Here is a 24,859-nt window from a genome sequence, read left to right as displayed (position 1 = left end):
TCAGCGGCTGAAGTGCGCCTTGGCATCGTAGAGGGTCTCGACGGTGATGCGCGTGAGGCCTCGCTGGCCGGCATACGCCTCGGTGTTGCGACGCGCCTTGCCGCGCACGAAGAAGGGGATCTTCTTCAGCTCGTTCTCGGCGTCGGGGGTCCAGGGGGCCGGCCCGGCGGGACCGGCCGGCACGACGATCGGTTCGGACGCCGCCTGCGCGGTGGCGGGCAGGGCGGCCATGTCGGTGTCCGCTTCGGCGGCCGGTGCCGTGGCCACCGCAGCGGCGGCGCGCGCGGTCGCCTCGGGCCGGGCCGCCGCGGAGCCCAGGTGCGACGGCGCCGACGACTCGTTGAACTCGAAGTCGTCGCGGAACATGTGCAGCAGGTGCTCCTCCAGCCCCATCATCAGCGGGTGCACCCAGGTGTCGAACAGCACGTTCGCGCCTTCCTCGCCCATCTGCGGCGAGCGTCGGGCGGGGAAGTCCTGCACGTGCACCGGCGCCGAGATCACGGCGCAGGGCAGGCCCAGGCGCTTGGCGATGTGGCGTTCCATCTGCGTGCCCAGCACCAGCTCCGGGTGCAGCTCGGCGATGCGCGCTTCCACCTCGAGGTAGTCGTCGGTGATCAGCGGCTCGACGCCGTACTTCGCGGCGGCCTCGCGCACCTCGCGCGCGAACTCGCGGCTGTAGGTGCCCAGGCCCACCACCTCGAAGCCCATCTCCTCGGTGGCAACCCGCGCTGCGGCCACCGCATGGGTGGCGTCGCCGAAGATGAATACGCGCTTGCCGGTCAGGTAGGTGGCGTCCACCGACTGCGAATACCAGCGCGAGTGCCAGTCCATCGAGGCCAGCACCGGCTCGGCGTCGACGCCGGCGAACTGCGCCACCTGGCGCACGAACTCGACCGTAGCGCCGCGGCCGATCGGCACGACGGTCGTGCGCGGCATGCGGTGCGTGCGTTCGAGCCAGCTCGCCGCCAGGCCCGCCACCTCGGGGTACATCACGACGTTGAAGTCGGCGTCGGTCAGGCGCGCCAGGTCGTCCGGCGTGGCGTCGTAGGGGGCGCAGACGTTGACGTCGATGCCCAGGCGCGCCAGCAGGCCGCGGATCTCGATCAGGTCGTCGCGGTGGCGGAAGCCCAGCGCGGTGGCGCCCAGCAGGTTGCAGCGCGGGCGCGAGCCGGCTGCGCGCGGCGTGGCCGGCCGCGCCAGCGCGCGCACGAGGCGGTAGAAGGTTTCCGCGGCACCCCAGTTCTCCTTGCGCTGGTAGGACGGCAGCTCCAGCGGCACCACCGGGATCGGCAGGTCCAGCGCCTGCGCCAGGCCGCCCGGGTCGTCCTGGATCAGCTCGGCGGTGCACGACGCGCCCACCAGCATCGCCTGCGGGCGGAAGCGCTCGTAGGCGCCGCGCGCGGCGGTCTTGAACAGCTCGGCGGTGTCGCCGCCCAGGTCGCGCGCCTGGAACGTGGTGTAGGTGACCGGCGGGCGGTGGTTGCGCCGCTCGATCATCGTGAACAGCAGGTCGGCGTAGGTGTCGCCCTGCGGCGCATGCAGCACGTAGTGCACGCCGCGCATCGCGGTGGCGATGCGCATCGCCCCGACGTGCGTGGGGCCTTCGTAGGTCCAGAGCGTGAGCTGCATGTCAGTCCCGCCCGGCCGGTCCGAAGGGACTGACCGCCCCCTCGGGGGGCAGCGAACGAAGAGAGCGTGGGGGCTTCATGTCAGGCAACGAGGCGCGTGCGGCGCTCGAGGGGACGGGTGAACAGGCCGGCCAGGTCGGTGGCCTGCTCGAAGCCCTGCACCGGGGTGAAGACCAGCTCGATCGCCCACTTGGTGGTGTAGCCCTCGGCCTCGAGCGGATTGGCCAGGCCCAGGCCGCAGACCACGAGGTCGGGACGCGCGGCGCGGCAGCGGTCGAGCTGACGCTCCACGTCCTGCCCCTCGGCCAGCTGCGTGCCCTCGGGCAGCAGCGACAGCTCGTGGTCGAGCAGCGTGCGGTGCAGGTACGGCGTACCCACCTCGGCCAGCTGCATGTGCAGCTCGCGCGACAGGAAGCGCGCCAGCGGCACCTCGAGCTGCGAATCGGGAAAGAAGAACACGCGCTTGCCCTGCAGCGCGAGGCGGTGGCGCGCCAGCGCGCGTGCGGCACGCTCGCGGCGCGGGCCGACCACGTTGGCGAAGCGCGTCACGTCGTCGCCGTCGTGCGGCCAGTCGTTCCAGGCGGCGCGCAGCCACTCGGTGGTGCCTTCGGCGCCGAGCGGGAACGGCGCCGGCAGCCGCGTGGCGCCGCGGTCTTCCAGTGCCCGCACGGTGTCGGCGAGGAAGGGCTGGGCCACCAGCATGCGGGTGTTCGGGCCTACCGGCGGCATCAGGTTCGCGCGGCGCGGCGGCAGGAAGTCCACCGGGCCGATGCCCAGCTCGTCGAAGAGGCGGCGGAACTGGTCCTCGACCACGTCGGCCAGCGCGCCCACCACCAGCAGCCGGCGCTCGTCGGTGGCCGGCAGCTGCGGCACCAGCGACGCGAGGCAGGCGTCCTCGCCCTGCGTGAACGTGGTCTCGATGCCGCTGCCCGAGTAGTTGAGGATGCGTACGCCGGGGTTGAAGCGCTGCGACAGGCGCGCCGCGGCGCGAGACAGGTCCAGCTTGATCACCTCGGACGGGCACGAGCCGACCAGGAACAGCAGCCGGATGTCGGGGCGGCGCTCGAGCAGCCGGGTCACCACGCGGTCGAGCTCGGCGTTGGCGTCGGCCAGGCCGGCCAGGTCGCGCTCGTCGATGATGGCGGTGGCGAAGCGGGGCTCGGCGAAGATCATCACGCCGGCCGCCGACTGCAGCAGGTGCGCGCAGGTGCGCGAGCCCACCACCAGGAAGAAAGCGTCCTGGATCTTGCGGTGCAGCCACACGATGCCGGTGAGGCCGCAGAACACCTCGCGCTGGCCGCGCTCGCGGATCACCGGCGGCAGTGCGCAGCCTTCGCCGCGCAGTCCGGCCGGGCCGGGCAGCGGCTCGGCGTGGATGGGCACCACCGGCGGCGTCATGCCGGCACCCCCGCGGGCGAGGGGGTCTCGCGGCGCTCGTCGAGGCGCGCGGCGCGCAGCTTCAGCAGGAACTGCACCGCGTTGACGACGTAGGACGCGTAGGCGGCCAGCGCCAGCAGCATCTGGGCGCGCGGCGTGAGCCAGCCGGTGGCCATGGCCACGAGGCAGGCGGTGTGCAGTGCGATGACGACCATCGACACCACGTCTTCCCAGAAGAAGGCCGGGGCGAACAGCCAGCGCCCGAACACCACCTTCTCCCAGACGCTGCCGGTGACCATGATCAGATAGAGCAGCGCGGTCTTGGCGAGGAAGGACACGCTGGCGGCGAGCCAGCCGTCGCCGGTGACGAGATAGCGCACCACGAGCACGGCGCTGACGGCGCAGACGGCGAACTGCACCGGTGCCAGCACGCCCTGCACCATCGTCCACGCCGTCGCATCACGGCGGCGGCGCTCCTCGGGCGAGTACAGCGGTGCTCTGGTCGGGCCCCTCGCTTGGCGCGGCTGGTTCATCGGGTCGGACTTCTCCTTGCGGAAGGCAGCCTAGTGGGGCGCCCGCAAAGTGTCAATCAAGATGTACGTCATGCCGGATTGACAGAAGGGTCGGAGCTTCGGAAGATGGCCAGCATCGAGCGGCAGGCGGAGGGGCCGGGCCGCAGCGTCACGCAACTCGGGGAAAACCCGGTGCGAACTGCTTTTGACGCTCACCTTTCCGAGGAGTACAACGCATGAGCGCTGTTTCGATGCGGATGACTTCGACCCCGGGGTCGGGTCGGAGCAGGGCTCGGCGCAATGCGCTGAAGAGCAAGCCCGCCCTGCGTCGGCATTCGCCGGCAGAGGACGCGACGCAGGAGAAGGCCTCAATGCAGTCCGGCCGATCGAGGGAGAACCCCCCCGCCGAGTGCGACCCGGTTCCGGATGTGTGGATGCACGTTGCCGGCTCGGCTTGGCCGAGCGCGGCCGCCGGCCGGGTCGACGCGAAGTCACGGCTCACGTCGCTGGCGCAGACCCTCGAGTCCGATGTCATTCCGCGCCTGGTCGGGGCGCATGCGCGCGACCTGCCGATGCCGCTGCCGTTCGAGCCGCGCGAGGTCGAGAGCTTCGTCGGGCTGCTGCGGCAGGGCACCGAGGCCGAGGTCGACGCCACGATGCAGGCCCTGCGCCGGCGCGGCATGACCGTCGAGTCGATCTTCCTGCAGGTCTTCGCGCCCGCGGCGCGCCTGCTGGGCGAGATGTGGGCGTCCGACCGCTGCGACTTTTCCACCGTCACCATCTGCCTGGGCCGCCTGCAGCGCCTGCTGCGCGAATGGAGCCCGGCCTTCGGCACCGAGGTGGAGCACCCGCCCAACGGACGACGCATCCTGCTGGCGCAGCATCCGGACGAGCACCACAGCTTCGGCCTGTCGATGGTGGCGGAGTTCTTCCGTCGCGACGGCTGGGAAGTGCTGGGTGGCGTCGGCGGGGCGGTGCACGACCCGTCGGCCCAGGTGTCCCGCGACTGGTTCGACGTGGTGGGTTTCTCAATCGGCGTCGAATCGCGGATAGACTGGCTGAAGGAACGAATCGCCCAGGTACGCGCGGCGACGCGCAATCGCTCGGTGGTCGTGCTGGTAGGGGGGCCGCTTTTCGTGCATGACCCTGCGTGGGCCAAGGTGGTTGGGGCCGACGCGATGGGCAACGACGGTGGCAAGGCGCCGTCGATCGCGGAGCAACTCCTGGCAACACGCCTGCAGCGGCGCTGACCCGCGACAGTAGAAGACGGCAACCTGGTCGCCAGCCAGAGGACGCAGACCGATGAATCCGGTGGGCCCACCACACCGCAGTCAGCACAACCCGAGCAGTACTGTCCCGAAGGCCCGGCTCTCATGAGCCGGGCTGCCAAGGCTGCCATGGCCAACGCGCCGATGCTCGCGCGCGACCTCGACGCGGCCCATGCCCAACGTCTGATCGAGGCCGCCGGCGACATCGCCCTCGTGCTCGACGGCGACGGCGTGGTGATCGACGTGCGGGCCCAGGACGCGGAACTGCAGAAGTCGGCCCGCCGCGACTGGCGCGGCAAGCCCTGGGCCGACAGCGTCACCGTGGACAGCCGCGACAAGGTGGCCGACCTGCTGGAGCAGGCGCTGGGCGACCGCGCCGGCGCGCCGCGCCAGGTGAACCATCCCGGCCGCGGCGGCCCGGACCTGCCGGTGCTGTATTCGGTGGTCCGCGTCGCGGGCACCGGCCGCTCGCGCGCCGGCATCCGCCTCGTCGCGCTCGGGCGCGATCTGCGCGACACGGTGGTGCTGCAGCGCCGCCTGGTCGAGGCGCAGCAGACGATGGAGCGCGACTACTGGCGCTTCCGCGAAGCGGAGACCCGCTACCGCAACCTGTTCCAGTCCTCGGCCGAGGCGGTGCTCATCGTCGACGGCTCCACGCTGCGCGTGGCCGAGGCCAACCCGGCCGCGATGGCCCTGATCGGCGAGGCCGGAAGCCGCGCCGCCAAGACGCCCGGAGCGCCGCTGGCGTCGCTGTTCGCCGCCGAGGCGGCGGACGCGCTGGCCGCCGCGGTGGCGGCGGCGCGCAATGCCGGCAAGCATGAACGCCTGTCGGCACCGCTGGCGGCGTCGGGCCAGGTGGTGTCGGTGGCCTTGTCGTCGTTCCGCCAGGATCAGGCGTCGTTCCTGCTGGTGCGCCTGGCGCCTCCGCAGGCCGCAGCCCCGCGCAGTGCACGCGGGGCTCGCGCGGCCGTCGCGGCGCCGATGCAGGGCATCGACGAGGCGGCGGCGTCCTTCGTGCGCAGCGCAGCCGACGCGCTGGTGCTCACCGACACCGCCGGCCGCGTGGTGGCGGTCAACCGCGCCTTCGCGCGCCTGGCCCAGCTGTCCAGCGAAGACCAGGCCCGCGGCCAGACGCTCGACCGCTGGCTCGGGCGCACCGGGGTCGAACTGTCGGTGCTGCTGGCCAACCTGCGCGAGAGCGGCTCGGCCGGCCTGTTCAGCACCGAACTGCGCGGCACGCTCGGGCTGGTGACGGAAGTGGAGATCGCCGCGTCGGTGCTGGACGAGCCGGGCGAGGCGGCGTTCGCGTTCTCGCTGCGCGACGTCGGCCGCCGGCTGGCGCCGTCCGAGCAGACGCTGCCCACCAAGGTGCCGGCGTCGGTGCAGCAGCTCACCGAACTGGTGGGCCGCGTGCCGCTCAAGCAGATCGTGGCCGAGACGAGCGACCTGATCGAGCGGCTGTCGATCGAGACCGCGCTGACCATGACCAAGGACAACCGGGCCATGGCCGCGCAGCTGCTGGGCCTGTCGCGCCAGAGCCTGTACGTCAAGCTGCGCCGCTTCGGCATCGGCGGCCTCGACGGCGGCGACGCGCCCTGAGGCGGTGCGCCGGTGCCGGCCGGGCGGGTCCCCTGCTCAAGGTGTAAATCTGAGTTGACGTAGTTGAGTGTCAGGCGCAACATGCGCCGATGCTGCTGCCTGCGCCTTCGGCGGTCGCCGAACTTCTCAAGCCGGTCACCTGGTTCCCGCCGATGTGGGCTTTCGCCTGCGGTGCGGTGGCCTCGGGTGCGTCCGCCGACGGCCGCGTCGGCCTCGTCGTCGCCGGCGTGGTGCTGGCCGGCCCGCTGGTGTGCGCCACCAGCCAGGCCGTCAACGACTGGTTCGACCGCGAGGTCGATGCGATCAACGAGCCGCACCGGCCGATCCCGTCCGGCCGCATGCCCGGGCGCTGGGGCCTGTACGTCGCGATCCTCTGGACCCTGCTGTCGCTGGCGGCCGCCTGGGCCATCGGCCCGTGGGTGCTGGCCGCCGCCGCCTTCGGGCTGGCCCTGGCCTGGGCCTACAGCGCGCCGCCGCTGCGCCTGAAGCGCAACGGCTGGTGGGGCAATGCGGCCTGCGGCCTGTGCTACGAGGGGCTGGCCTGGATCACCGGCGCGGCCGTCATGGCCGGAGGCGCGCCGAGCCTGCGCTCGCTGCTGCTGGCGGCGCTGTACAGCGCCGGCGCGCACGGGATCATGACGCTCAACGACTTCAAGTCGATCGAGGGCGACCGGCGCATGGGCATCGGCTCGCTGCCGGTGCGGCTGGGGACGCAGCGCGCGGCGCAGGTGGCCTGCTGGGTGATGGCGCTGCCGCAGGTGGCGGTGGTGGCGCTGCTGCTCGACTGGGGCCGGCCCTGGCATGCCGCCACGGTGGGCGCGCTGCTGCTGGCGCAGGTGGCGCTGATGTGGCGCTTCCTCGCGGCGCCGCGCGAGCGCGCGCTCTGGTACAGCGGCCTGGGCGTCACGCTCTACGTGCTGGGCATGCTGTGCTCGGCGTTCGCGCTGCGCGCGGTGGAAAGGGCTGTCGCATGAGCCGCGCCACGGGGCTGTCGTGGTGGGGCATCGCCCGCCTGGGCATCGTGCAGGCGATGCTGGGCGCGGTGGTGGTGCTGACCACGTCGACGATCAACCGCGTGATGGTCGTGGAACTGGCGCTGCCGGCCCTGCTGCCGGGGCTGCTGGTCGGCCTGCACCATGCGATCCAGATGAGCCGCCCGCGCATGGGATTCGGCTCCGACGTCGGCGGGCGGCGCACGCCGTGGATCGTCGGCGGCATGGCCGTGCTGGCCGCTGGCGGCTGGCTCGCGGCCGTGGCCACGGCCTGGATGTCGCAGCAGGCGGCCGGTGGCCTCGCGCTGGCGGTGCTGGCTTTCACGCTGGTCGGCCTGGGCGTCAGCGCGGCCGGCACCTCGCTGCTGGTGATGCTGGCCAAGTGCGTCGACGCGCCGCGACGCGCCGGCGCCGCGGCACTGGTGTGGACCATGATGATCGTCGGCTTCGCGGTCACGGCCGGCGTGGCCGGCCGCTTCCTCGACCCCTACACGCCGGCGCGGCTGATGTCGGTGTCGGGTGTGGTGTCGGCCATCGCGGTGGCCGTCACGCTGCTGGCGCTGTGGCGGCTGGAGCGGCAGGGCCGGCTGGTGGCCGAAGCCGCGTCTCCGCGGGACGGGGCCGACGCGCCGATGACCGCGCAGCGCTTCCGCCACGCGCTGGCCCAGGTGTGGGGCGAGCCCGACGCGCGCCGCTTCACGGTCTTCGTGTTCGTCTCGATGCTGGCCTTCAGCGCCCAGGACCTGATCCTCGAGCCCTTCGCCGGCGTGGTGTTCGGCTTCACGCCGGGCGAGTCGACGCAGCTGTCGGGCCTGCAGCACGGCGGCACGCTGGCCGGGATGCTGCTCGCGGCGCTGGCCGGCCGCCGCGTGATGGGCATCGGCTTCGGCTCGCTGCGCACCTGGATCGTCTGGGGCTGCCTCGCGTCCTGCGTGGCGCTGGCCGGGCTGGCCTTCGCCGGCTTCGGCGGCGCGGCCGTGGCCGCCGGCTGGCCGCTGCGCGCCAACGTGTTCGCCATGGGCGTGGCCAATGGCGCGTTCTCGATCGCGGCCATCGGCTCGATGATGGCGCTGGCCGGCCAGGGACGCGCCGCGCGCGAAGGCACGCGCATGGGCCTGTGGGGCGCGTCGCAGGCCATCGCCTTTGCCCTCGGCGGCGTGGCCGGCACGGCCGCCAGCGACGTGGCGCGCTGGTGGCTCGGCGCGCAGGCGCCGGCCTATGCGCTGGTGTTCGCGCTCGAGGCCTTCCTGTTCGTGGTCGCGGCGCTGCTGGCGCGGCGCATCGCGATGCCCGAGTCCGCACCGGCACCCCAGCCGCCACCGCAGCCCGACGCAGCCCCCTCGCTGGAGAGACGAGCATGAGCAATGACAGCACGCCCATCGGCACCTTCGACGTCATCGTGGTCGGTGGCGGGCCCTCGGGCGCGACCGCGGCCCACGAGCTGGCGCAGCGCGGCCGCTCGGTCCTGCTGCTGGACCGCGACGGCCGCATCAAGCCCTGCGGCGGCGCGATCCCCCCGCGCCTGATCGAGGACTTCGCCATCCCGCCCGAGCAGCTGGTGGCGCATGCCACCTGCGCGCGCATGGTGTCGCCGACCGACCGCAAGGTGGACATCCCGATCGAGGGCGGCTTCGTCGGCATGGTCGACCGCGAGCACTTCGACGAGTGGCTGCGCGAGCGCGCCGCCAGTGCCGGCGCGCTGCGCCGCACCGGCCGCTTCGAGTCGATCGATCGCGACACCGACGGCACCGCCGTCGTCACCTGGCAGGCCGAGGGCGCCGGCGCGGGCGGGCATGCAAAGGCGCGCGCCCGCTGCGTGATCGGCGCCGACGGCGCGCGCAGCGGCGTCGCGCGCCAGGCCATCGAGGGCTGGGAGCGCGGGCGCTTCGTGTTCGCCTACCACGAGGTGGTGCGCAAGCCCGACGTGCCGCCGCCCGACTACGACGGCTCGCGCTGCGACGTCATCTACCGCGGCACCCTGTCGCCGGACTTCTACGGCTGGGTCTTCCCGCACGGGCAGACCCTGTCCATCGGCACCGGCAGCGCCGACAAGGGCTTCTCGCTGCGCCATGCGGCGGCGGCGCTGCGGCGCGAGATCGGCCTGGGCGACGCGCAGACCGTGCGCCGCGAGGGTGCGCCGATCCCGATGAAGCCACTGCCGCGCTGGGACAACGGCCGCGACGTGGTGCTGGTGGGCGACGCCGCCGGCGTCGTCGCGCCGGCCTCGGGCGAGGGCATCTACTACGCGATGGCCAGCGCACGCATGGCCGCCGAGGCCGTCGAGGCCTTCCTGGCCACCGGCAAGGCCAGCCACCTGGCCAAGGCGCGCAAGCGCTTCTTGGCCGAGCATGGCCGCGTGTTCTGGGTGCTGGGGATCATGCAGCGCTTCTGGTATTCCAGCGACAAGCGGCGCGAGCGCTTCGTGGCCATCTGCCGCGACCGCGACGTGCAGCAGCTCACCTTCGACGCCTACATGCACAAGCGCCTCGTCCGCAAGCGCCCGATCGCGCATGTGCGGATCTTCTTCAAGGACATGGCGCACCTGCTGGGCCTGGCGCGCGTCACGTGAGCACCGGCGCCAGCGCAATGCCGCGCGGCCGCGTGGCCGTGGCTTCGCTGTGGGCCGGCACCGTGGCGACCGTCGTCGCGCTGCTGGGCATGGCGCTGACCGACCTCGGGCCCTGGTACCAGGCGCTGGTGCAGCCGGACTGGAAGCCGTCGGACCTCTGGTTCGGCCCGGTGTGGACGCTGATCTACACACTGGCGGCAGCCGCCGGCGTGAAGGCATGGATGGCGGCGTCGACCCGGCCCCAGCGCCGCGGCGTGCTGGTCGCGTTCCTGCTCAACGGCGCGCTCAACGTGCTGTGGAGCGGGTTGTTCTTCGCGGCGCGCCGTCCCGACTGGGCGCTGGTCGAGGTGGTGTTCCTGTGGCTGTCGGTGGCGCTGCTGATGGCCGTGGCCGGACGGCTCGCTCCGGTGGCCGCGTGGCTGCTGCTGCCCTACCTGCTGTGGGTGGGATTCGCGGGCGTCCTCAACCTGGCCGTGGTGCGGCTCAACCCGGCCGCCTGACCATGCGCGCTCCGCCCTCGTCCGATCTGCAGGTGCTGGCCGCCTGGGCCCCCGAGCTGGCCGACACCTTCGTCGCGCTGTCGTGCGACATCGCGCTGGTGATCGACGAGAAGGGCCGCATCGCCCGCATGGCGCAGCACGACGCGCACCCCATTGCGCCGGTGGCCTGGGTCGGCACCGAGTGGCGCCAGACCGTCGGTGCCGACTCGCTGGCCAAGGTGGACCAGATGCTCGCCGACGTGGCGGCGCAGGGCCATGCCAAGCGGCGCGAGCTCAACCATCCGAGCGCGATCGGCGGCCCGGTGCCCGTGGCCTACAGCCTCGCGCGACTGGGGGCCGACGGCCCGATGCTGGCGATCGGTCACGACCTGCGGGCGCAGGCGGCGCTGCAGCAGCGCTTCCTGGCGGCGCAGGAAGCGCTGGAGCGAAGCTACTGGAACATGCACAGCCCGGCGCCGCCCGAGGCGCCCGCCACGCTCACTGCCGGCGAGAAGGCCAGCCTCGGCCTGCCGGCCGGTGCCGATGCCGGCGCCGAAGCCCTGGCGGACGAGGAACTGCTGCGCGCGCTGCGCCGGCTGTACGACCGGATCGGCCAGGACCAACTGCCCGGCCTGATCCGCGATGCGCGGCGACTGGCCGAGCGCCACTTCCTGGCGCGGGCCCAGCAGCGCGCCCGGGGCGCGGGCGCGCCGTCGAAGACCCAGGGGCGCGGCCGGCGCTCGCCGCCGCGCCGCTGACGTGCGATCAGCCGGCCTTCTTCACCCAGGCGCTGCACCAGCCGCCCGAGGCCACGTGCTTGCCCGGGAACAGCGAGCACGGACCGGACGCGTCGGCCGCCTTGCCCGTGTAGAGCTGGCAGTTGCTGCACTTCTGGTCCTTGGTGTGCTTCGGGTACTTCTTGGCGTCGGCCTTGGCGGTGTCGGCCACGTAGCCGAGCGCGGCCGCCTGGGCGTCCTTCTCGTCGACCTTGGCCTGCGCCTGCGCGGTGCCGGCCAGCGACACGGCGCCGCCCGCGGCAGCCACCTGCATCAGGAAGACGCGACGCGTGGAGTGATTGCGATTCGAGAGAGACATTCAGGGCTCCGTTCGGGTTTGACAGTGGTGGATGACGCCGGCACATCGTCAACCCGATTTGACATACTGCGTGCCAGCGCCGCGCGATCATCCTAGAGCCTCCTGCGCATGTCCATCTTCCCGCCCGACCATCCCGAGCGAATCGCTCTGGCAGACGAGGTCCACGCGCGGCCGCCCGAGCCGCTGGCCACGCCGGCGCGCGCGAGCTACGTGGCCGTGCTGGTGGAGCCTGAGGCGCGCGACCAGGAGGTGCGGCATCTGGCCGCGCTGTGCCGCCGCTTCGACGTGCCCGGCCCGCCGCCGCAGGCGTCGCACTTCCGCGCCGCGCTCGGGCCGCTGCGCCTCAAGTGGGAACGGCACGGCGAGTTCTCCGGCTACACCATGTCGATGGCCGCCTCGGACGGGGCGCCGTTCGAGACCCCGGCCGCGCAGCAGCTGCCCCCCGGCTGGCTGGCCGGCATCCCGGGGCGCACCGTCGCCGCGGTGCATGCCGAGGTGACGGCCGCGTCGGGCACGGCGCCCGGCGTGCCCGATGCGGAGGCGCTGTCCGCGCGCTTCGGCAGCAACGCGGTGGTGGCCAGCGAGATCGCCGAGGGCGCGGCGCAGCTGTTCACCGACTTCCGCCTGCACGACGACGGCTGCACCCGCGTGTGGCTCGTCAACCGCAGCCTGACCCAGGCCCAGACCGGCCGCACGCTGCAGCGCCTGTTCGAGATCGAGGCCTACCGCGTGCTCGCCCTGCTGGCGCTGCCCATCGCGCGCCGGCAGGCGCCGCGCATCGCCGCCATCGAAACCTCGCTGGCCTCGCTCACCGACACCATGGCCGGCGAGGGCATCGACGACGAGGCGCTGCTGCACGAGCTGATGCGCCTGGCCACCGAGGTGGAAAGCGGCATCGCCGCGAGCCAGTTCCGCTTCGGCGCCTGCGAGGCCTATCACGGCCTGGTGCTGCGCCGCATCGCCGAGCTGCGCGAGGCGCGTCTGCCCGGGCTGCAGACGATCGACGAGTTCATGAGCCGGCGCCTGGCCCCGGCAGCGGCCACCTGCGCCAACGCCGCGCAGCGCCTGCGCGGCCTGGCCGACCGCATCGGGCAGACCAGCGCGCTGCTGGCCACGCGCGTGGGCATCGCCCGCGAGCGGCAGAACCAGTCGCTGCTGGCGTCGATGGACCGCCGCGCCAAGCTGCAGCTGCGGCTGCAGCAGACGGTGGAAGGCCTGTCGGTGGCGGCCATCGTCTACTACATGGCCGGGCTGGTGGGCTACGTGGCCAAGGCCGCGCGCGGCGCCGGCCTGCCGATCGACCCGGACATCGCCGTGGGCGTGTCGATCCCGCTGGTGGCGGCATTGATGTTGTGGTCCATTCGCCGCATGCGGCGGCGGCTGGCAGAGCAGGGGGCTTGATGGCCAGACAGGCATTTCCGTTCACCGCCATCGTGGGGCAGGACGAGCTCAAGCTCGCGCTCACGGTGTGCGCGGTCGATCCCGGCATCGGCGGCGTGCTCGCCTTTGGCGACCGCGGCACCGGCAAGTCCACCGCGGTGCGCGCGCTGGCCTCGCTGCTGCCGGCGATGCGCGCGGTGCAGGGCTGCCGCTACGGCTGCGACCCCGGCCCGCGCGCGGCCTGGTGCGAGGACTGCCGCACGCGCCTGGGCGAGCGCGGCCGCCCCAAGGTGCACCTGATCCCGGTGCCGGTGGTGGACCTGCCGCTGGGCGCCACCGAGGACCGCGTTGTCGGCGCGCTCGACCTCGAGCGCGCGCTGTCGCAGGGCGTCAAGGCCTTCGAGCCCGGCCTCCTGGCGCGGGCGCACCGCGGCTTCCTCTACGTCGATGAGGTCAACCTGCTGGAGGACCACCTCGTCGACCTGCTGATCGACGTGGCCGCCTCCGGCGAGAACGTCGTCGAGCGCGACGGCCTGTCGGTGCGGCACCCCGCGCGCTTCGTGCTCATCGGCAGCGGCAACCCGGAGGAGGGCGAGCTGCGGCCGCAGCTGCTCGACCGCTTCGGCCTCGCGGTGGAGGTGCGCACGCCGGAAGACCTGCCCACGCGGGTGGAGGTGGTGCGCCGCCGCGACGCGTTCGAGCGCGACGGCGACGCCTTCGCCGCGCAGTGGCAGGGCACGCAGGACGACGCGCGCAAGCGCATCGTGCAGGCGCGGCGCCGGCTCGACGACGTGGCCGTGCCCGACGCGGCGCTGGAGCGCGCGGCCACGCTGTGCATCGCGCTCGGCACCGACGGCCTGCGCGGCGAACTGACGCTGGTGCGCGCCGCGCGCGCCCTGGCGGCGCTGGAAGGCGCGCGCAGCGTCGACGACGCGCACCTGCGTCGACTGGCCGGCCCGGCGCTGCGGCACCGGCTGCGCCGCAACCCGCTCGACGACAGCGACGCCTCGACCCGCGTCGCGCGCGTGGTCGCCGAGCAGTTCGGGTGAATGCCCCGCGCCCGCCCGACGCCGCGGGCGACGCCCGGCTGGCGATCGAGGCCTTCGCCTGTGCGCCGGCCGCACTGGGGGCGCTGGCGCTGCGCGGCCCGGCCGACCCGCCGCGCGACGCGGTGCTGACGGCGCTGCGCGCGGCGCTGCCGGCCGACGCGCCCTGGGTCCGCATGCCGGTGCACGTGGGCGACGACGCGCTGCGGGGCGCGCCCGACCTGGCCGCCACGCTGGCCACCGGCCGGCTCGTGGTCGAGCGCGGCCTGTTCGCACGGGCCGCCGGCGGCGTGCTGGTTGCCGCCAGCGCCGAGCGCATCGGCGCCGTGCTGGCGGCCAAGGTGTCGGCCGCGCTCGACGGCGACGCCGGCTTCGGCCTCGTGCTGCTCGACGAAGGCGTGGACGACGAGGCCCTGCCGGCGAGCCTGGCCGAGCGCGTGGCGCTGACGGTGCGGCCGGTGGCGGGCGCGCTGCCCGACCCGCGGCGCGTCGAACGGGCCCGTGCCCGCTGGCCCCGGGTGCATGTGGCCGACGAGCGCATCGAGGCCCTCGCCGCCGTGGCGCAGGCACTGGGCGTCGGCTCGGCGCGTGCCACCTGGCAGGCGCTGTGCGTGACGCGCATCGCGGCCGCGCTCGACGGCCGTGCCGAGGCCGTCGACGACGACGTCGCCCGCGCGGCACGCGTGGTGCTTGCGCCCAAGGCGACGCGCCTGCCGCCCGTCGAGGACGCGGCCGAGCCGCCGGCGCAGGCGGCGCCCGACGAGCCGCCCGAGCCGCCGCAGCCGCCACCACCGGGCGACGAGCCGCCGGACGACGCCACGGCGCGCACCGACGACGACCGCCCGCTGGAGGACCGCGTGCTCGACGCCGCGCAGGCCGCGATCCCCGCCGGTCTGCTGGCGCTGCTGGCAGCCGGCCGCTCGCGCGCCTCGCGCGGCGGCGACGCCGGTCGCGAGGGCGCGATGACCGCGTCGCTGCAGCGCGGGCGCAGCGTCGGCTCGCGCCGCGGCACGCCGCGCGGCGGCGCGCGGCTGGCGCTGATCGACACGCTGCGCGCCGCGGCGCCGTGGCAGAACCTGCGCCGGCAGGCCAGCGGCGACGCGTCGCGCGTGCACGTGTCGCGCGAGGACCTGCGCGTGCAGCGCCGCGTGCAGCAGCGCGCCACCACCACCATCTTCGCGATCGACGCTTCGGGCTCGCAGGCCATGCACCGGCTGGCCGAGGCCAAGGGGGCCGTCGAGCTGCTGCTGGCCGATTGCTATGCGCGGCGCGACCGGGTGGCGGTGATCGCCTTCCGCGGTCGCGGCGCGCAGGTGCTGCTGGCGCCGACGCGGTCGCTGGTGCGCGCCAAGCGCCAGCTCGCCGGCCTGCCCGGCGGCGGCGGCACGCCGCTGGCCGCGGGGCTGGCCGCGGCACAGGACATGGCGCAGGCGGTGCGCCGGGGTGGCGCGACGCCGCTGGTGGTGCTGCTGACCGACGGCCGCGCCAACGTCGCGCGCGACGGCAGCGGCGGCCGCGAGGCGGCCCAGCGCGACACGCTGGTCGCGGCGCGCCAGTTCGCCGCCACCGCGACGCCGGCCCTGCTGATCGACACGTCGGCGCAGCCCGGCGCCGCGGCCCCCGCCCTGGCGGCCGCCCTCGGCGCGCGCTGCGTGGCGCTGCCCTATGCGCAGGCCCATGCGCTGTCGCAGGCGGTGCGCGACGAACGCGGCGCCGGCGCGGGGCCGCGCCGTGGCTGAGCGCGCGCCGTCCGTTGCGATGCCGCCGCCCGGGCTGCCCGCCAGGTGGCCGCATGTGCAGCGCAGCACGATGGTCGACGCCGATGGCCTGCGCTGGCACGTGCAGCGCTGGGGCGGCGCCGCCGCGCAGCGCCCGGTGGCACTGCTGATCCACGGCACCGGCGCCGGGTCGCACTCGTGGCGCCATCTCGCGCCGCTGCTGGCCCCGCGCTTCGACGTGATCGCGCCCGACCTGCCCGGGCATGCGTTCACGCAGACGCCGGCCGATCAGGCGCTGTCGCTGCCCGCAGTGGCCGATGCGCTGACCGGTCTGCTGACACGGCTGCAGGTGCGCCCGGCGCTGGTGGTCGGGCACAGTGCCGGCGCGGCGGTGGCGCTGCGCATGGCACTGGCGGGGCGGATCGATCCGCGCCTCGTGGTGTCCATCAATGGCGCGATCCTGCCGCTGCAGGGGCCGGTGGGCCGCATGTTCATGCCCGCCGCCCGGTTGCTGGCGGCCAATCCGCTGGTGGCGCCGGCCTTCGCCGCCTGGGCCGGGTTGCCGTCGGTGGCGCGCCGGCTGCTGGACAGCACCGGCTCGCGCATCGACGCCGAGGGCGAGCGCTGCTATGCGCACCTCGTGGCCGACCGGCGTCACGCGGCCGGCGCGCTGCGGTTGATGGCGTCGTGGGACCTTCACGCCCTGGCGCAGGACCTGCCGCGCCTGGACCTGCCGCTGCTGCTGCTGGCGGCCGAGGGCGACCGCACGCTGGCGCCGTCGCATGCGCTGCGCGTGCAGGCCGTGCTGCCACGGGCGCAGCTGGCGTGGCAGCCGGGTCTGGGCCACCTGTCGCACGAGGAGGACGCCGCCGCGACGGCGGCCCGCATCGATGCAGCCTGGGCCGCCGCCCCGCAGGCGCAGGCGGCCCTCGTCGGCTGACGGCCGGCGATCGGAATTCGGTGACCGGGCTCAGCGCCCGGGCGAAGGCGCCGGGGCCACGCCCCCGGACGACGGATGCGCGGGCGCTGCATTCGCGCGAGGCGCAGCCTCGGCTCTAGCCGGGCTGACCACGCCCTGCGCCGCCACGGTCGTGGCCTCGCTCATGGTGGAGAACATCCAGGCGCTGCCCGCCAGGGCGGCCAGGCCGATCCAGCTCTCGAGGCGGCGCGCGATGCGCTGGTGCCAGGGTGGGCTTCGCTCCATTCGATGCGCTCCCGGGGTCGTCGCCCCCGTGTTGGCACCAGATTGACGCGTTTTCCGGCCTGTGTCTATACTGATTTACACAGGCAGGTGACAAGCAGACATGACGCTTCGGCGTCCACTGCGCGCCCCCCGCGCTGCCCTTCCACCATCCTTGAAAGGCAAGCGATGCAGCACGCCAAGGCGCGGATCGATCAGGCCCTGTCGGACGCGCTGGCGCGCGGCGAGGCACGCGGGGCGCCTCCCCGACTGGCGGCGGCCATCCGCCATGCCGTGCTGCCCGGCGGCGCGCGCATCCGTCCCCAGCTGTGCCTGGCCGTGGCCGCGGCCTGCGGCGACACCGACCCCCGCCTGGCCGACGCGGCCGGCGCCGCGATCGAGTTGCTGCACTGCGCGTCGCTGGTGCACGACGACCTGCCGTGCTTCGACGACGCGCCCCTGCGGCGCGGCGTGCCGTCGGTGCACGCGGCCTACGGCGAGCGCTGCGCGGTGCTGGCCGGCGACGCGCTGATCGTGATGGCCTTCGAGGTGCTGGCCGCGGGCGCTGCGCGCCATCCCGCCCGCCTGCCCGCGATGACCCTGGTGCTGGCGCAGCGCGTGGGCATGCCCGCCGGCATCGTCGCCGGTCAGGCCTGGGAGTGCGAGGACTGGGTCGCGCTGCCGGACTACCAGCGTGCCAAGACCGGTTCGCTGTTCGCCGCCGCCACCGAGATGGGCGCGCTGGCCGCGGCGGGCGACCCGGCGCTGTGGCGCGGCTTCGGCGAATGGCTCGGCGAGGCCTACCAGGTGGCCGACGACATCCGCGACGCGGCCTGCGACAGCGCCACGCTCGGCAAGCCCGCGGACCGCGACCGCACGCTCGGCCGTCCGAGCGCGGTGGCCGAGTTCGGCATGTCCGGCGCGCTGGCGCGCTTCGAGTCGCTGGTCGACAACGCCGGCCGCTCGGTGCCCGACGGCCCCGGGGCCCGGCCGCTGCGGGCGCTGCTGCGCGCCGAGGCCGAGCGGCTGCTGCCGCCGACCGTGCGCGCGCGGCTGGCGGCCTGACGCCATGGCCGCCGGCGTCCTGCCCGCCTGGCGCGAACGCTGGTTCGCCCAGCGTGATCGCTGGCTCGCCAGCCCGCGCTTTCGCGAGTTCGCCAGCCGCTTCGTCGCCACCCGGCCGCTGGCCAGGCAACGGGCCAGCGAACTGTTCGACCTGGTCGCCGGCTTCGTCTACACGCAGTGGCTGCTCGCCTGCGTCGAGCTCCGGCTGTTCGACCGCCTGGCCGAAGCGCCGCTGCATGCGGACCGTCTGGCGGCCGAGGCGCACCTGCCGGTCGCGTCGGCACAGCGCCTGCTGGAGGCCGCGGCCGCGCTCGACCTCGCCCAGGCGCGCGGGCACGACGCCGAGGGCCGCCTGCTCTACGGCCTGGGCCCGCTGGGAGCCACGATGGTCGGCAACGAGGCGCTGACGGCCATGGTGGAGCACCACCGCACGCTGTATGCCGACCTGGGCGACCCGGTGGCGCTGCTGCGCGAAGGGCGTGGCAGCGGCGCGGTCGCCGGCTACTGGGCCTATGCCGCGGGCGACGCGCCGGCGGCGCTCGACACGCAGCGCACCGCGCCGTACTCGGCGCTGATGTCGGCGACGCAGCCGCTGGTGGCCGGGCAGGTGCTCGACGCCTACCCGATCGGCCGCCATCGGCGCCTGCTCGACCTGGGGGGCGGGGAGGGCGTGTTCGCGTCCGAGGCGCTGGTGCGCGCCCCCGGCCTGGAGGCGGTGGTGTTCGACCTGCCCAGGGTGGCCGACGCCGCCCGGGCCCGCTTCGCGCGGCTCGGCCTCGCGCAACGCGCGCAGGCGGTGGGGGGCGACTTCCACCGCGACGCGCTGCCCCAGGGGGCCGACGTGGTGTCGCTGGTGCGCGTCATCTACGACCATGACGACGCCACGGCGCAGGCCATCCTGCGCGCGGCGCGGCGCGCCCTGCCGGCCGGCGGCACGCTGCTGCTGGCCGAGCCGATGGCCGGTGCCGAGGGCGCCCAGCGGATGGGCGCTGCCTACTTCGGCATGTACCTGCTGGCCATGGGCGGCGGGCGCTCGCGCAGCGCGGCGCGGCTGGGCGCGATGCTGCGCGAGGCCGGCTTCGACCACGTCCGCGAGCGCCGCACGGCGCTGCCGCTGCAGGCCGGGTTGATCGTTGCGCGTGCGGCCTGAGTGTTTACCCGTGCGTGGGGTGCCGTCCGGCCCCCGTCCGGCGGGCCGCCGGGCCCGAAAAGCGTAAATCACGCTTGACACCAATCAAAGTAAGCCTACGATGACATTCGCCCACACAGGCAATGCATGAACGGTCGACGCCCCCTCCCTTCCCACCGAGCCGCGGGCGCGCCCAAGGAGTCGCGCCCATGAACATCAGCACCCGAGCGGTCGTGCTGGAGCAGCCCGAGAAGCTGGCGCTGCACGACCTGGACATGGCCGGTCCCGGCGACGACGACGTGGTGGTCGACGTGGAATGGAGCGGCATCTCCACCGGCACCGAGAAGCTGCTCTACACCGGCCGCATGCCGATGTTCCCCGGCATGGGCTACCCGCTGGTGCCCGGCTACGAGTCGGTCGGTCGTGTGCGCCAGGCCGGCCGCGAGTCGGGTCACCGGGTCGGCGAGCGCGTGTTCGTGCCCGGCGCGCGCTGCTTCGGCGAGGTGCGCGGCCTGTTCGGCGGCGCGGCCTCCCGCCTGGTGGTGCCCGGTGCCAAGGCCGTGACGGTGAGCGAAGAACTGGGCGAGCGTGCGGTGCTGCTGGCGCTGGCGGCCACGGCCTATCACGCGGTGGCCGGCGGCGGCCGCCGCGAGCCGATCGTGCCGCCGGACCTGATCGTCGGCCACGGCGTGCTGGGCCGCCTGCTGGCGCGCATGACGGTGCTGGCCGAGTACCCGGCGCCCACGGTGTGGGACACCTGCGCCGAGCGCCGTGGCGGCGCCCAGGGCTACCGCGTGGTGCATCCGGACGCCGACGAGCGCCGCGACTACCGCTCCATCTACGACGTGTCGGGCGACGCGTCGATCCTCGACCGCCTGATCGCCCGCCTGGCCCCCGGCGGCGAGATCGTGCTGGCGGGCTTCTACAGCGAGCCGCTGCAGTTCTCGTTCCCGCCCGCGTTCATGCGCGAGGCGCAGATCCGCGCCGCCGCCGAGTGGAAGCCGGCCGACATGCTGGCCGTGCGCGAGCTGGCCGAGAGCGGCTTCCTGCCGCTGGACGGTCTCATCACCCATCACGCCGAGGCGAGCGACGCCGAGCGTGCCTACCGCACCGCCTTCGGGGACAGCGACTGTCTCAAGATGGTGCTCGACTGGAGAGGCAGAGCATGACGCACACGATCCCCGCCGTCGCACCGGTCAAGTTCATGCAGCGCGAGCAGCTGCGCGCCGAGGCCGCGGTCGAGCCCGACCCGGTGCCCACCGGCGCGGTGACCAAGACGACGCAGATCATCGCGATCTACGGCAAGGGCGGCATCGGCAAGAGCTTCACGCTGGCCAACCTCAGCTACATGATGGCGCAGCAGGGCAAGAAGGTGCTGCTGATCGGCTGCGACCCGAAGAGCGACACGACCAGCCTGCTGTTCGGCGGCAAGGCCTGCCCGACCATCATCGAGACCAGCTCGCGCAAGAAGCTCGCCGGCGACGCGGTGCAGATCGGCGACGTGTGCTTCAAGCGCGACGGCGTCTACGCGATGGAACTCGGCGGCCCCGAGGTCGGCCGCGGCTGCGGCGGGCGCGGGATCATCCACGGCTTCGAGACGCTGGAGAAGCTCGGCTTCCACGACTGGGGCTTCGACTACGTGCTGCTCGACTTCCTGGGCGACGTGGTCTGCGGCGGCTTCGGCCTGCCGATTGCGCGCGACATGTGCCAGAAGGTCATCGTCGTGGGCAGCAACGACCTGCAGAGCCTGTACGTGGCCAACAACGTGTGCAGCGCGGTCGAGTACTTCCGCAAGCTCGGCGGCAACGTCGGCGTGGCCGGCATGGTGATCAACAAGGACGACGGCACCGGCGAGGCCGCGGCCTTCGCGGCCAATGCCGGCATCCCGGTGCTGGCGGCGATCCCGGCGCACGAGGACATCCGCCGCAAGAGCGCCAGTTACGAGATCATCGGCCGCCCCGGCACGCAGTGGGCGCCGCTGTTCGAGCAGCTTGCCACCAACGTGGCCGAGGCGCCGCCGGTGCGGCCACGGCCGCAGACGCAGGACCAGCTGCTGGGCCTGTTCTCCGCCGAGTCCACCGGGCGCGACTTCCAGATGGAACCCGCGACCCTGTTCGACATGGTGGGCAAGGCCGAGGTGGTCAAGCCCTCGCTCGAAGTGGTCTACGACGCGGCCTGAGCCCATGAGCACGTCGCCCGTCATTCCGATCGTGCCGCTGGCGGTGCCCGCCGCCGCCACCGGCGACGGCCTGGGCTGCCACTCCGGCAAGGACGCGATGCACGCGGCCGCGCGCGCGGCCGGCAAGAGCGAGACGCTGGCCCGGTACGCGGCCGACTACCCGAAGGGCCCGCACGACCAGCCGCAGAGCATGTGCCCGGCCTTCGGCTCGCTGCGCGTGGGCCTGCGCATGCGACGCACACAGACGATCCTGTCCGGCTCGGCCTGCTGCGTCTACGGCCTCACGTTCACCAGCCACTTCTACGGCGCGCGCCGCAGCGTCGGCTACGTGCCCTTCAACAGCGAGACCCTGGTCACCGGCAAGCTGTTCGAGGACATCCGCGAGGCGGTCTACGCCCAGGCCGACCCGGCGCAGTTCGATGCCATCGTCATCATCAACCTGTGCGTGCCCACCGCCAGCGGCGTGCCGCTGCAGCTGCTGCCGCGCGAGATCAACGGCGTGCGCATCGTTGGCATCGACGTGCCGGGCTTCGGCGTACCCACCCATGCCGAGGCCAAGGACGTGCTGGCCGGCGCCATGCTGCGCTACGCCCGCGCCGAGGCCGAGGCCGGCCCGGTGGCCGCCCCGCGCAGCGGCCGCGCCGACAGGCCCACCGTCACGCTGCTGGGCGAGATGTTCCCCGCCGACCCGGTGGGCGTCGGCATGATGCTGGCGCCGATGGGCCTGGCCGCCGGGCCCGTGGTGCCCACGCGCGAGTGGCGCGAGCTGTACGCCGCGCTCGACGGCAGCGTGGTCGCGGCGATCCATCCCTTCTACACCGCGAGCATCCGCGAGTTCGAGGCCGCCGGCCGCCCCGTGGTGGGCTCGGCGCCGGTCGGCCGCGAGGGCACCGAGGCCTGGCTGCAGGCCATCGGCAACGCGATGAACGTGAGCCAGGCGCAGATCGACGCCGCCAAGAACCAATGGCTGCCGGCGATCGCCGGCGCGCTGGCGAAGACGCCGGTGCGCGGGCGCATCACGCTGTCGGGCTACGAGGGCTCGGAACTGCTGGTCGGCCGGTTGCTGGTCGAGTCCGGCGCCGACCTGCGCTACGTGGGCACCGCCTGCCCGCGCACCCCGTGGAGCGACGCCGACCGCGAGTGGCTCGAGTCGCGCGGCGTGCACGTGCAGTACCGCGCGTCGCTCGAGCAGGATCTCGCCGCCGTGCACGAGTTCCAGCCCGACCTGGCCGTCGGCACGACGCCGGTGGTGCAGGCGGCCAAGCAGGCCTCGATCCCGGCGCTGTACTTCACCAACCTGATCTCCGCGCGCCCGCTGATGGGGCCGGCCGGTGCCGGCTCGCTGGCGCAGGTGGTCAACGCGGCCATCGCCAACAAGGCGCGCTTCGACACGATGAGCGAGTTCTTCGGCGACACCGGCAAGGGCGACCGTGCCGGCGTCTGGGAAGGCACGCCGCAGATGCGTCCCGAGTTCCGTGCCGAGACGCGGCGCCAGCTCGAGAAGCTGGCCAAGCGCCGCAAGGCCGAGGAAATGATTTGAAGCAGCCCCCACGCTTGCTCCGGTCGCTGCCCCCCGAGGGGGCCGTCCGCCTGCGGACCGGCCAAGCCGGGTCCGCGGCGGGAAGCTGGGTTGCGTGGCTCGGGGTGGGGGAGCGCCGATGCTCGTTCTAGACCATGACCGTGCGGGCGGCTACTGGGGCGCGGTGTACGTCTTCACCGCGATCAAGGGCCTGCAGGTGGTGATCGACGGGCCGGTGGGCTGCGAGAACCTGCCGGTGACCAGCGTGCTGCACTACACCGACGCGCTGCCGCCGCACGAGCTGCCCATCGTCGTCACCGGCCTGGCCGAGGAGCAGCTCGGCCGCGAGGGCACCGAGGGCGCGATGAAGCGTGCCCATGCGGCGCTCGACCCGGACCTGCCCGCGGTGGTGGTCACGGGTTCCATCGCCGAGATGATCGGCGGCGGCGTCACGCCGGAGGGCACGTCGATCCAGCGCTTCCTGCCGCGCACGATCGACGAGGACCAGTGGCAGTGCGCCAACCGCGCGATGTACTGGCTGTGGCAGCAGTACGGCCTGCGCCACGTGCCCAAGCGCGAGCGCAAGGATGGCGAGCGGCCGCGCGTGAACATCATCGGCCCGAGCTACGGCATGTTCAACGGCCCGAGCGACCTGGCCGAGATCCGCCGCCTGGTCCAGGGCATCGGCTGCGACGTGAACATGGTGTTCCCGCTCGGCAGCCACCTCGCCGACGTGTCGCGCCTGGTGGAAGCCGACGTCAACATCTGCCTGTACCGCGAGTTCGGCCGCATGCTGTGCGAGGCGCTCGACCGGCCCTACCTGCAGGCGCCGATCGGCCTGCACAGCACCACCGCCTTCCTGCGCGAGCTGGGCCGCCTGACCGGGCTCGACCCGGAACCCTTCATCGAGCGCGAGAAGCACACCACGATCAAGCCGCTGTGGGACCTGTGGCGCTCGGTGACGCAGGACTTCTTCGGCACCGCCACCTTCGCCGTGGTCGCCAACGAGACCTACACCCGCGGCATCCGTCACTTCCTCGAGGACGAGCTGGGCCTGCCGTGCCGCTTCGCGGTGCCGCGCAAGCCGGGCGCCAAGACCGACAACGACGCGGTGCGAAAGCTCTGCCACGAGCAGCCGCCGCTGGTGATGTTCGGCTCCTACAACGAGCGCATGTACCTCGCCGAGAGCGCGGGCGCCGGCTTCGGCCCGCGGCCGACCTACATCCCGGCGTCGTTCCCCGGCGCGGTGATCCGCCGTGCCACCGGCACGCCCTTCATGGGCTACGCCGGCGCGACCTACCTCGTGCAGGAGTTCTGCAACGCGCTGTTCGACGCGCTGTTCCACGTGCTGCCCCTGGGCACCGAGCTCGACCGCGTGGACGCCACGCCGGCGCGCCAGCGCGAGGCGCCGCTGCCCTGGGACGCGCCCGCCGAGTCGCTGCTGGCCGAGGCGGTGCAGCGCGAGCCGGTGCTGGTGCAGATCTCCACCGCCAAGCGGCTGCGCGACCGCGCCGAGGCCCTGGCCCGCGAGGCGGGTGCCGCGCGCGTGACGCGCGAACTGATGGCCCGCGTGGCCGGACTGCCGCAGGAGGCCGACGCATGAGCGCGCGCCGCCTGCCCCAAGACGCCGGGGCTTCCGCTCCGGCTACCCACATTGCGCGGGTTGTGCGCAAAAAAGGCCGCAAGGTCGATTTCGGAAAAAGGAGTGGTTCACATGGCTGAACGTAGGGGCTCGGTTTCGGGCCTGACCGACGAAGAGGCCCAGGAGTTCCACCAGTACTGGACCCAGGGGTTCGTGGGCTTCACGGCGGTTGCCGTGGTGGCGCACATCCTGGTCTGGATCTGGCGGCCCTGGTTGTAGCAACCGCATAGAAGCGAGGACTGTCATGGCAATACCTGCAGATCGACACGTGATGCCGCCGGCGGCGGTGACGAGGGCGGACGAACGCAAAGTCTTTCTTCTCATCTTCGCCACGGCGTTCGTGGTGTTCCTGGCCATCGCTCTGGTGGGCCAGACGCTGGGCATGCAATGGCGGTCCTGGTTGCCCGGTGCCGAAGGAGTCAAGTCGGTGACCGGGGGCGTGAAGGCGGCTGTCTATACCTTCATGTCGCATCTTCAATAGG

At 73.6% G+C, this 24,859-nt stretch carries 24 protein-coding genes; 19 read left to right on the top strand and 5 right to left on the bottom strand.

Annotated elements, in window-relative coordinates; genetic code table 11:
• The 3 genes from bchB to bchF all read right to left on the bottom strand — a co-directional run bounded on the left by bchB (position 1) and on the right by bchF (position 3,538).
• Positions 1-1,629: a ferredoxin:protochlorophyllide reductase (ATP-dependent) subunit B gene (gene bchB / locus AC2EAQ_RS06185; protein ID WP_484640951.1), complete on the bottom strand. Its 1,629-nt coding sequence runs from the start codon at positions 1,627-1,629 to the stop codon at positions 1-3.
• An 80-nt stretch (positions 1,630-1,709) separates the two neighbouring features.
• Positions 1,710-3,026, bottom strand: coding sequence for a ferredoxin:protochlorophyllide reductase (ATP-dependent) subunit N (locus AC2EAQ_RS06180; RefSeq protein ID WP_484640950.1), 1,317 nt, complete (start codon positions 3,024-3,026; stop codon positions 1,710-1,712).
• Entirely contained in the window at positions 3,023-3,538 is a 516-nt protein-coding gene (gene bchF, locus AC2EAQ_RS06175; protein WP_484640949.1) for a 2-vinyl bacteriochlorophyllide hydratase, read from the bottom strand. Before bchF ends, AC2EAQ_RS06180 begins: the two co-directional genes overlap by 4 nt.
• A gap of 413 nt (positions 3,539-3,951) precedes the next feature.
• Between bchF and AC2EAQ_RS06170 the strand changes: the two genes are divergently transcribed.
• The 7 genes from AC2EAQ_RS06170 to AC2EAQ_RS06140 all read left to right on the top strand — a co-directional run bounded on the left by AC2EAQ_RS06170 (position 3,952) and on the right by AC2EAQ_RS06140 (position 11,182).
• Positions 3,952-4,767, top strand: coding sequence for a cobalamin B12-binding domain-containing protein (locus AC2EAQ_RS06170; protein WP_484640948.1), 816 nt, complete (start codon positions 3,952-3,954; stop codon positions 4,765-4,767).
• A 123-nt stretch (positions 4,768-4,890) separates the two neighbouring features.
• The gene (gene ppsR / locus AC2EAQ_RS06165) at positions 4,891-6,384 is read left to right on the top strand and encodes a transcriptional regulator PpsR (RefSeq protein ID WP_484640947.1); all 1,494 of its coding nucleotides are present in this window, start codon (positions 4,891-4,893) and stop codon (positions 6,382-6,384) included.
• Between the two features lie 89 nt (positions 6,385-6,473).
• The gene (gene chlG / locus AC2EAQ_RS06160) at positions 6,474-7,358 is read left to right on the top strand and encodes a chlorophyll synthase ChlG (RefSeq protein ID WP_484640946.1); all 885 of its coding nucleotides are present in this window, start codon (positions 6,474-6,476) and stop codon (positions 7,356-7,358) included.
• Entirely contained in the window at positions 7,355-8,737 is a 1,383-nt protein-coding gene (locus AC2EAQ_RS06155; protein ID WP_484640945.1) for a BCD family MFS transporter, read from the top strand. Before chlG ends, AC2EAQ_RS06155 begins: the two co-directional genes overlap by 4 nt.
• Positions 8,734-9,945: a geranylgeranyl diphosphate reductase gene (locus tag AC2EAQ_RS06150; RefSeq protein ID WP_484640944.1), complete on the top strand. Its 1,212-nt coding sequence runs from the start codon at positions 8,734-8,736 to the stop codon at positions 9,943-9,945. The genes AC2EAQ_RS06155 and AC2EAQ_RS06150 overlap by 4 nt, the downstream gene beginning before the upstream one ends.
• Positions 9,942-10,445: a TspO/MBR family protein gene (locus AC2EAQ_RS06145; protein ID WP_484640943.1), complete on the top strand. Its 504-nt coding sequence runs from the start codon at positions 9,942-9,944 to the stop codon at positions 10,443-10,445. The genes AC2EAQ_RS06150 and AC2EAQ_RS06145 overlap by 4 nt, the downstream gene beginning before the upstream one ends.
• A 2-nt stretch (positions 10,446-10,447) precedes the next feature.
• On the top strand, positions 10,448-11,182 hold the full coding sequence (locus AC2EAQ_RS06140; protein ID WP_484640942.1) for a hypothetical protein: 735 nt from the start codon (positions 10,448-10,450) through the stop codon (positions 11,180-11,182).
• Between the two features lie 7 nt (positions 11,183-11,189).
• Here AC2EAQ_RS06140 and AC2EAQ_RS06135 read toward each other — a convergent pair whose 3' ends face one another.
• Entirely contained in the window at positions 11,190-11,519 is a 330-nt protein-coding gene (locus AC2EAQ_RS06135; RefSeq protein ID WP_484640941.1) for a high-potential iron-sulfur protein, read from the bottom strand.
• A gap of 108 nt (positions 11,520-11,627) precedes the next feature.
• Between AC2EAQ_RS06135 and AC2EAQ_RS06130 the strand changes: the two genes are divergently transcribed.
• From AC2EAQ_RS06130 to bchO, 4 genes are read left to right on the top strand one after another with little or no spacing between them, the layout of a single operon-like run.
• Entirely contained in the window at positions 11,628-12,920 is a 1,293-nt protein-coding gene (locus AC2EAQ_RS06130) for a DUF3422 family protein (protein ID WP_484640940.1), read from the top strand.
• On the top strand, positions 12,920-13,948 hold the full coding sequence (gene bchI, locus AC2EAQ_RS06125; protein WP_484640939.1) for a magnesium chelatase ATPase subunit I: 1,029 nt from the start codon (positions 12,920-12,922) through the stop codon (positions 13,946-13,948). Before AC2EAQ_RS06130 ends, bchI begins: the two co-directional genes overlap by 1 nt.
• Positions 13,945-15,684 carry a magnesium chelatase subunit D gene (locus tag AC2EAQ_RS06120; RefSeq protein WP_484640938.1) on the top strand — a complete coding sequence of 580 codons (1,740 nt, stop codon included), beginning with the start codon at positions 13,945-13,947 and terminating at the stop codon, positions 15,682-15,684. Before bchI ends, AC2EAQ_RS06120 begins: the two co-directional genes overlap by 4 nt.
• Positions 15,685-15,739: 55 nt before the next feature.
• Positions 15,740-16,603, top strand: a complete 864-nt coding sequence (gene bchO, locus AC2EAQ_RS06115) for an alpha/beta fold hydrolase BchO (protein ID WP_484640937.1) — start codon at positions 15,740-15,742, stop codon at positions 16,601-16,603.
• Between the two features lie 30 nt (positions 16,604-16,633).
• Here the strand turns inward: bchO and AC2EAQ_RS06110 are convergent, their stop codons facing one another.
• Positions 16,634-16,867, bottom strand: coding sequence for a hypothetical protein (locus AC2EAQ_RS06110; RefSeq protein ID WP_484640936.1), 234 nt, complete (start codon positions 16,865-16,867; stop codon positions 16,634-16,636).
• 165 nt (positions 16,868-17,032) lie between these two features.
• Here AC2EAQ_RS06110 and AC2EAQ_RS06105 point away from each other — a divergent pair, with 165 nt between their 5' ends.
• The 8 genes from AC2EAQ_RS06105 to AC2EAQ_RS06070 all read left to right on the top strand — a co-directional run bounded on the left by AC2EAQ_RS06105 (position 17,033) and on the right by AC2EAQ_RS06070 (position 24,858).
• Positions 17,033-17,908, top strand: coding sequence for a polyprenyl synthetase family protein (locus AC2EAQ_RS06105; RefSeq protein ID WP_484640935.1), 876 nt, complete (start codon positions 17,033-17,035; stop codon positions 17,906-17,908).
• Between the two features lie 4 nt (positions 17,909-17,912).
• Positions 17,913-19,058, top strand: a complete 1,146-nt coding sequence (locus AC2EAQ_RS06100; protein ID WP_484640934.1) for a methyltransferase — start codon at positions 17,913-17,915, stop codon at positions 19,056-19,058.
• A gap of 188 nt (positions 19,059-19,246) precedes the next feature.
• Positions 19,247-20,206 (top strand): chlorophyll synthesis pathway protein BchC, encoded by a 960-nt coding sequence (bchC, locus tag AC2EAQ_RS06095; RefSeq protein WP_484640933.1) that lies wholly within the window; start codon positions 19,247-19,249, stop codon positions 20,204-20,206.
• Positions 20,203-21,216, top strand: a complete 1,014-nt coding sequence (locus AC2EAQ_RS06090; protein WP_484640932.1) for a chlorophyllide a reductase iron protein subunit X — start codon at positions 20,203-20,205, stop codon at positions 21,214-21,216. The genes bchC and AC2EAQ_RS06090 overlap by 4 nt, the downstream gene beginning before the upstream one ends.
• 4 nt (positions 21,217-21,220) lie before the next feature.
• On the top strand, positions 21,221-22,756 hold the full coding sequence (gene bchY / locus AC2EAQ_RS06085; RefSeq protein ID WP_484640931.1) for a chlorophyllide a reductase subunit Y: 1,536 nt from the start codon (positions 21,221-21,223) through the stop codon (positions 22,754-22,756).
• 118 nt (positions 22,757-22,874) lie between these two features.
• The gene (gene bchZ, locus AC2EAQ_RS06080; RefSeq protein WP_484640930.1) at positions 22,875-24,338 is read left to right on the top strand and encodes a chlorophyllide a reductase subunit Z; all 1,464 of its coding nucleotides are present in this window, start codon (positions 22,875-22,877) and stop codon (positions 24,336-24,338) included.
• Between the two features lie 111 nt (positions 24,339-24,449).
• Positions 24,450-24,596, top strand: coding sequence for a light-harvesting antenna LH1, beta subunit (pufB, locus tag AC2EAQ_RS06075; protein ID WP_484640929.1), 147 nt, complete (start codon positions 24,450-24,452; stop codon positions 24,594-24,596).
• Positions 24,597-24,621: 25 nt separating this feature from the next.
• A complete protein-coding gene (locus AC2EAQ_RS06070) occupies positions 24,622-24,858 on the top strand; it encodes a hypothetical protein (protein WP_484640928.1) in 237 nt (78 codons plus the stop codon).
• The last annotated feature ends 1 nt before the right edge of the window (position 24,859 follow it).

The sequence above is a fragment of the Aquabacterium sp. T101 genome, from assembly GCF_057219775.1.
The sequence above is the reverse complement of the archived record's forward strand: the minus strand, read 5'-3'. Positions and strand labels throughout refer to the sequence as shown.

Bases quoted from the DNA above. Each gene is read 5' to 3' on its own strand.
- bchB (WP_484640951.1), bottom strand. From the start codon at position 1,629: ATGCAGCTCACGCTCTGGACCTACGAAGGCCCCACGCACGTCGGGGCG.
- AC2EAQ_RS06180 (WP_484640950.1), bottom strand. From the start codon at position 3,026: ATGACGCCGCCGGTGGTGCCCATCCACGCCGAGCCGCTGCCCGGCCCG.
- bchF (WP_484640949.1), bottom strand. From the start codon at position 3,538: ATGAACCAGCCGCGCCAAGCGAGGGGCCCGACCAGAGCACCGCTGTAC.
- AC2EAQ_RS06170 (WP_484640948.1), top strand. From the start codon at position 3,952: ATGCACGTTGCCGGCTCGGCTTGGCCGAGCGCGGCCGCCGGCCGGGTC.
- ppsR (WP_484640947.1), top strand. From the start codon at position 4,891: ATGAGCCGGGCTGCCAAGGCTGCCATGGCCAACGCGCCGATGCTCGCG.
- chlG (WP_484640946.1), top strand. From the start codon at position 6,474: ATGCTGCTGCCTGCGCCTTCGGCGGTCGCCGAACTTCTCAAGCCGGTC.
- AC2EAQ_RS06155 (WP_484640945.1), top strand. From the start codon at position 7,355: ATGAGCCGCGCCACGGGGCTGTCGTGGTGGGGCATCGCCCGCCTGGGC.
- AC2EAQ_RS06150 (WP_484640944.1), top strand. From the start codon at position 8,734: ATGAGCAATGACAGCACGCCCATCGGCACCTTCGACGTCATCGTGGTC.
- AC2EAQ_RS06140 (WP_484640942.1), top strand. From the start codon at position 10,448: ATGCGCGCTCCGCCCTCGTCCGATCTGCAGGTGCTGGCCGCCTGGGCC.
- AC2EAQ_RS06135 (WP_484640941.1), bottom strand. From the start codon at position 11,519: ATGTCTCTCTCGAATCGCAATCACTCCACGCGTCGCGTCTTCCTGATG.
- AC2EAQ_RS06130 (WP_484640940.1), top strand. From the start codon at position 11,628: ATGTCCATCTTCCCGCCCGACCATCCCGAGCGAATCGCTCTGGCAGAC.
- bchI (WP_484640939.1), top strand. From the start codon at position 12,920: ATGGCCAGACAGGCATTTCCGTTCACCGCCATCGTGGGGCAGGACGAG.
- AC2EAQ_RS06110 (WP_484640936.1), bottom strand. From the start codon at position 16,867: ATGGAGCGAAGCCCACCCTGGCACCAGCGCATCGCGCGCCGCCTCGAG.
- AC2EAQ_RS06105 (WP_484640935.1), top strand. From the start codon at position 17,033: ATGCAGCACGCCAAGGCGCGGATCGATCAGGCCCTGTCGGACGCGCTG.
- AC2EAQ_RS06100 (WP_484640934.1), top strand. From the start codon at position 17,913: ATGGCCGCCGGCGTCCTGCCCGCCTGGCGCGAACGCTGGTTCGCCCAG.
- bchC (WP_484640933.1), top strand. From the start codon at position 19,247: ATGAACATCAGCACCCGAGCGGTCGTGCTGGAGCAGCCCGAGAAGCTG.
- AC2EAQ_RS06090 (WP_484640932.1), top strand. From the start codon at position 20,203: ATGACGCACACGATCCCCGCCGTCGCACCGGTCAAGTTCATGCAGCGC.
- bchY (WP_484640931.1), top strand. From the start codon at position 21,221: ATGAGCACGTCGCCCGTCATTCCGATCGTGCCGCTGGCGGTGCCCGCC.
- bchZ (WP_484640930.1), top strand. From the start codon at position 22,875: ATGCTCGTTCTAGACCATGACCGTGCGGGCGGCTACTGGGGCGCGGTG.
- pufB (WP_484640929.1), top strand. From the start codon at position 24,450: ATGGCTGAACGTAGGGGCTCGGTTTCGGGCCTGACCGACGAAGAGGCC.
- AC2EAQ_RS06070 (WP_484640928.1), top strand. From the start codon at position 24,622: ATGGCAATACCTGCAGATCGACACGTGATGCCGCCGGCGGCGGTGACG.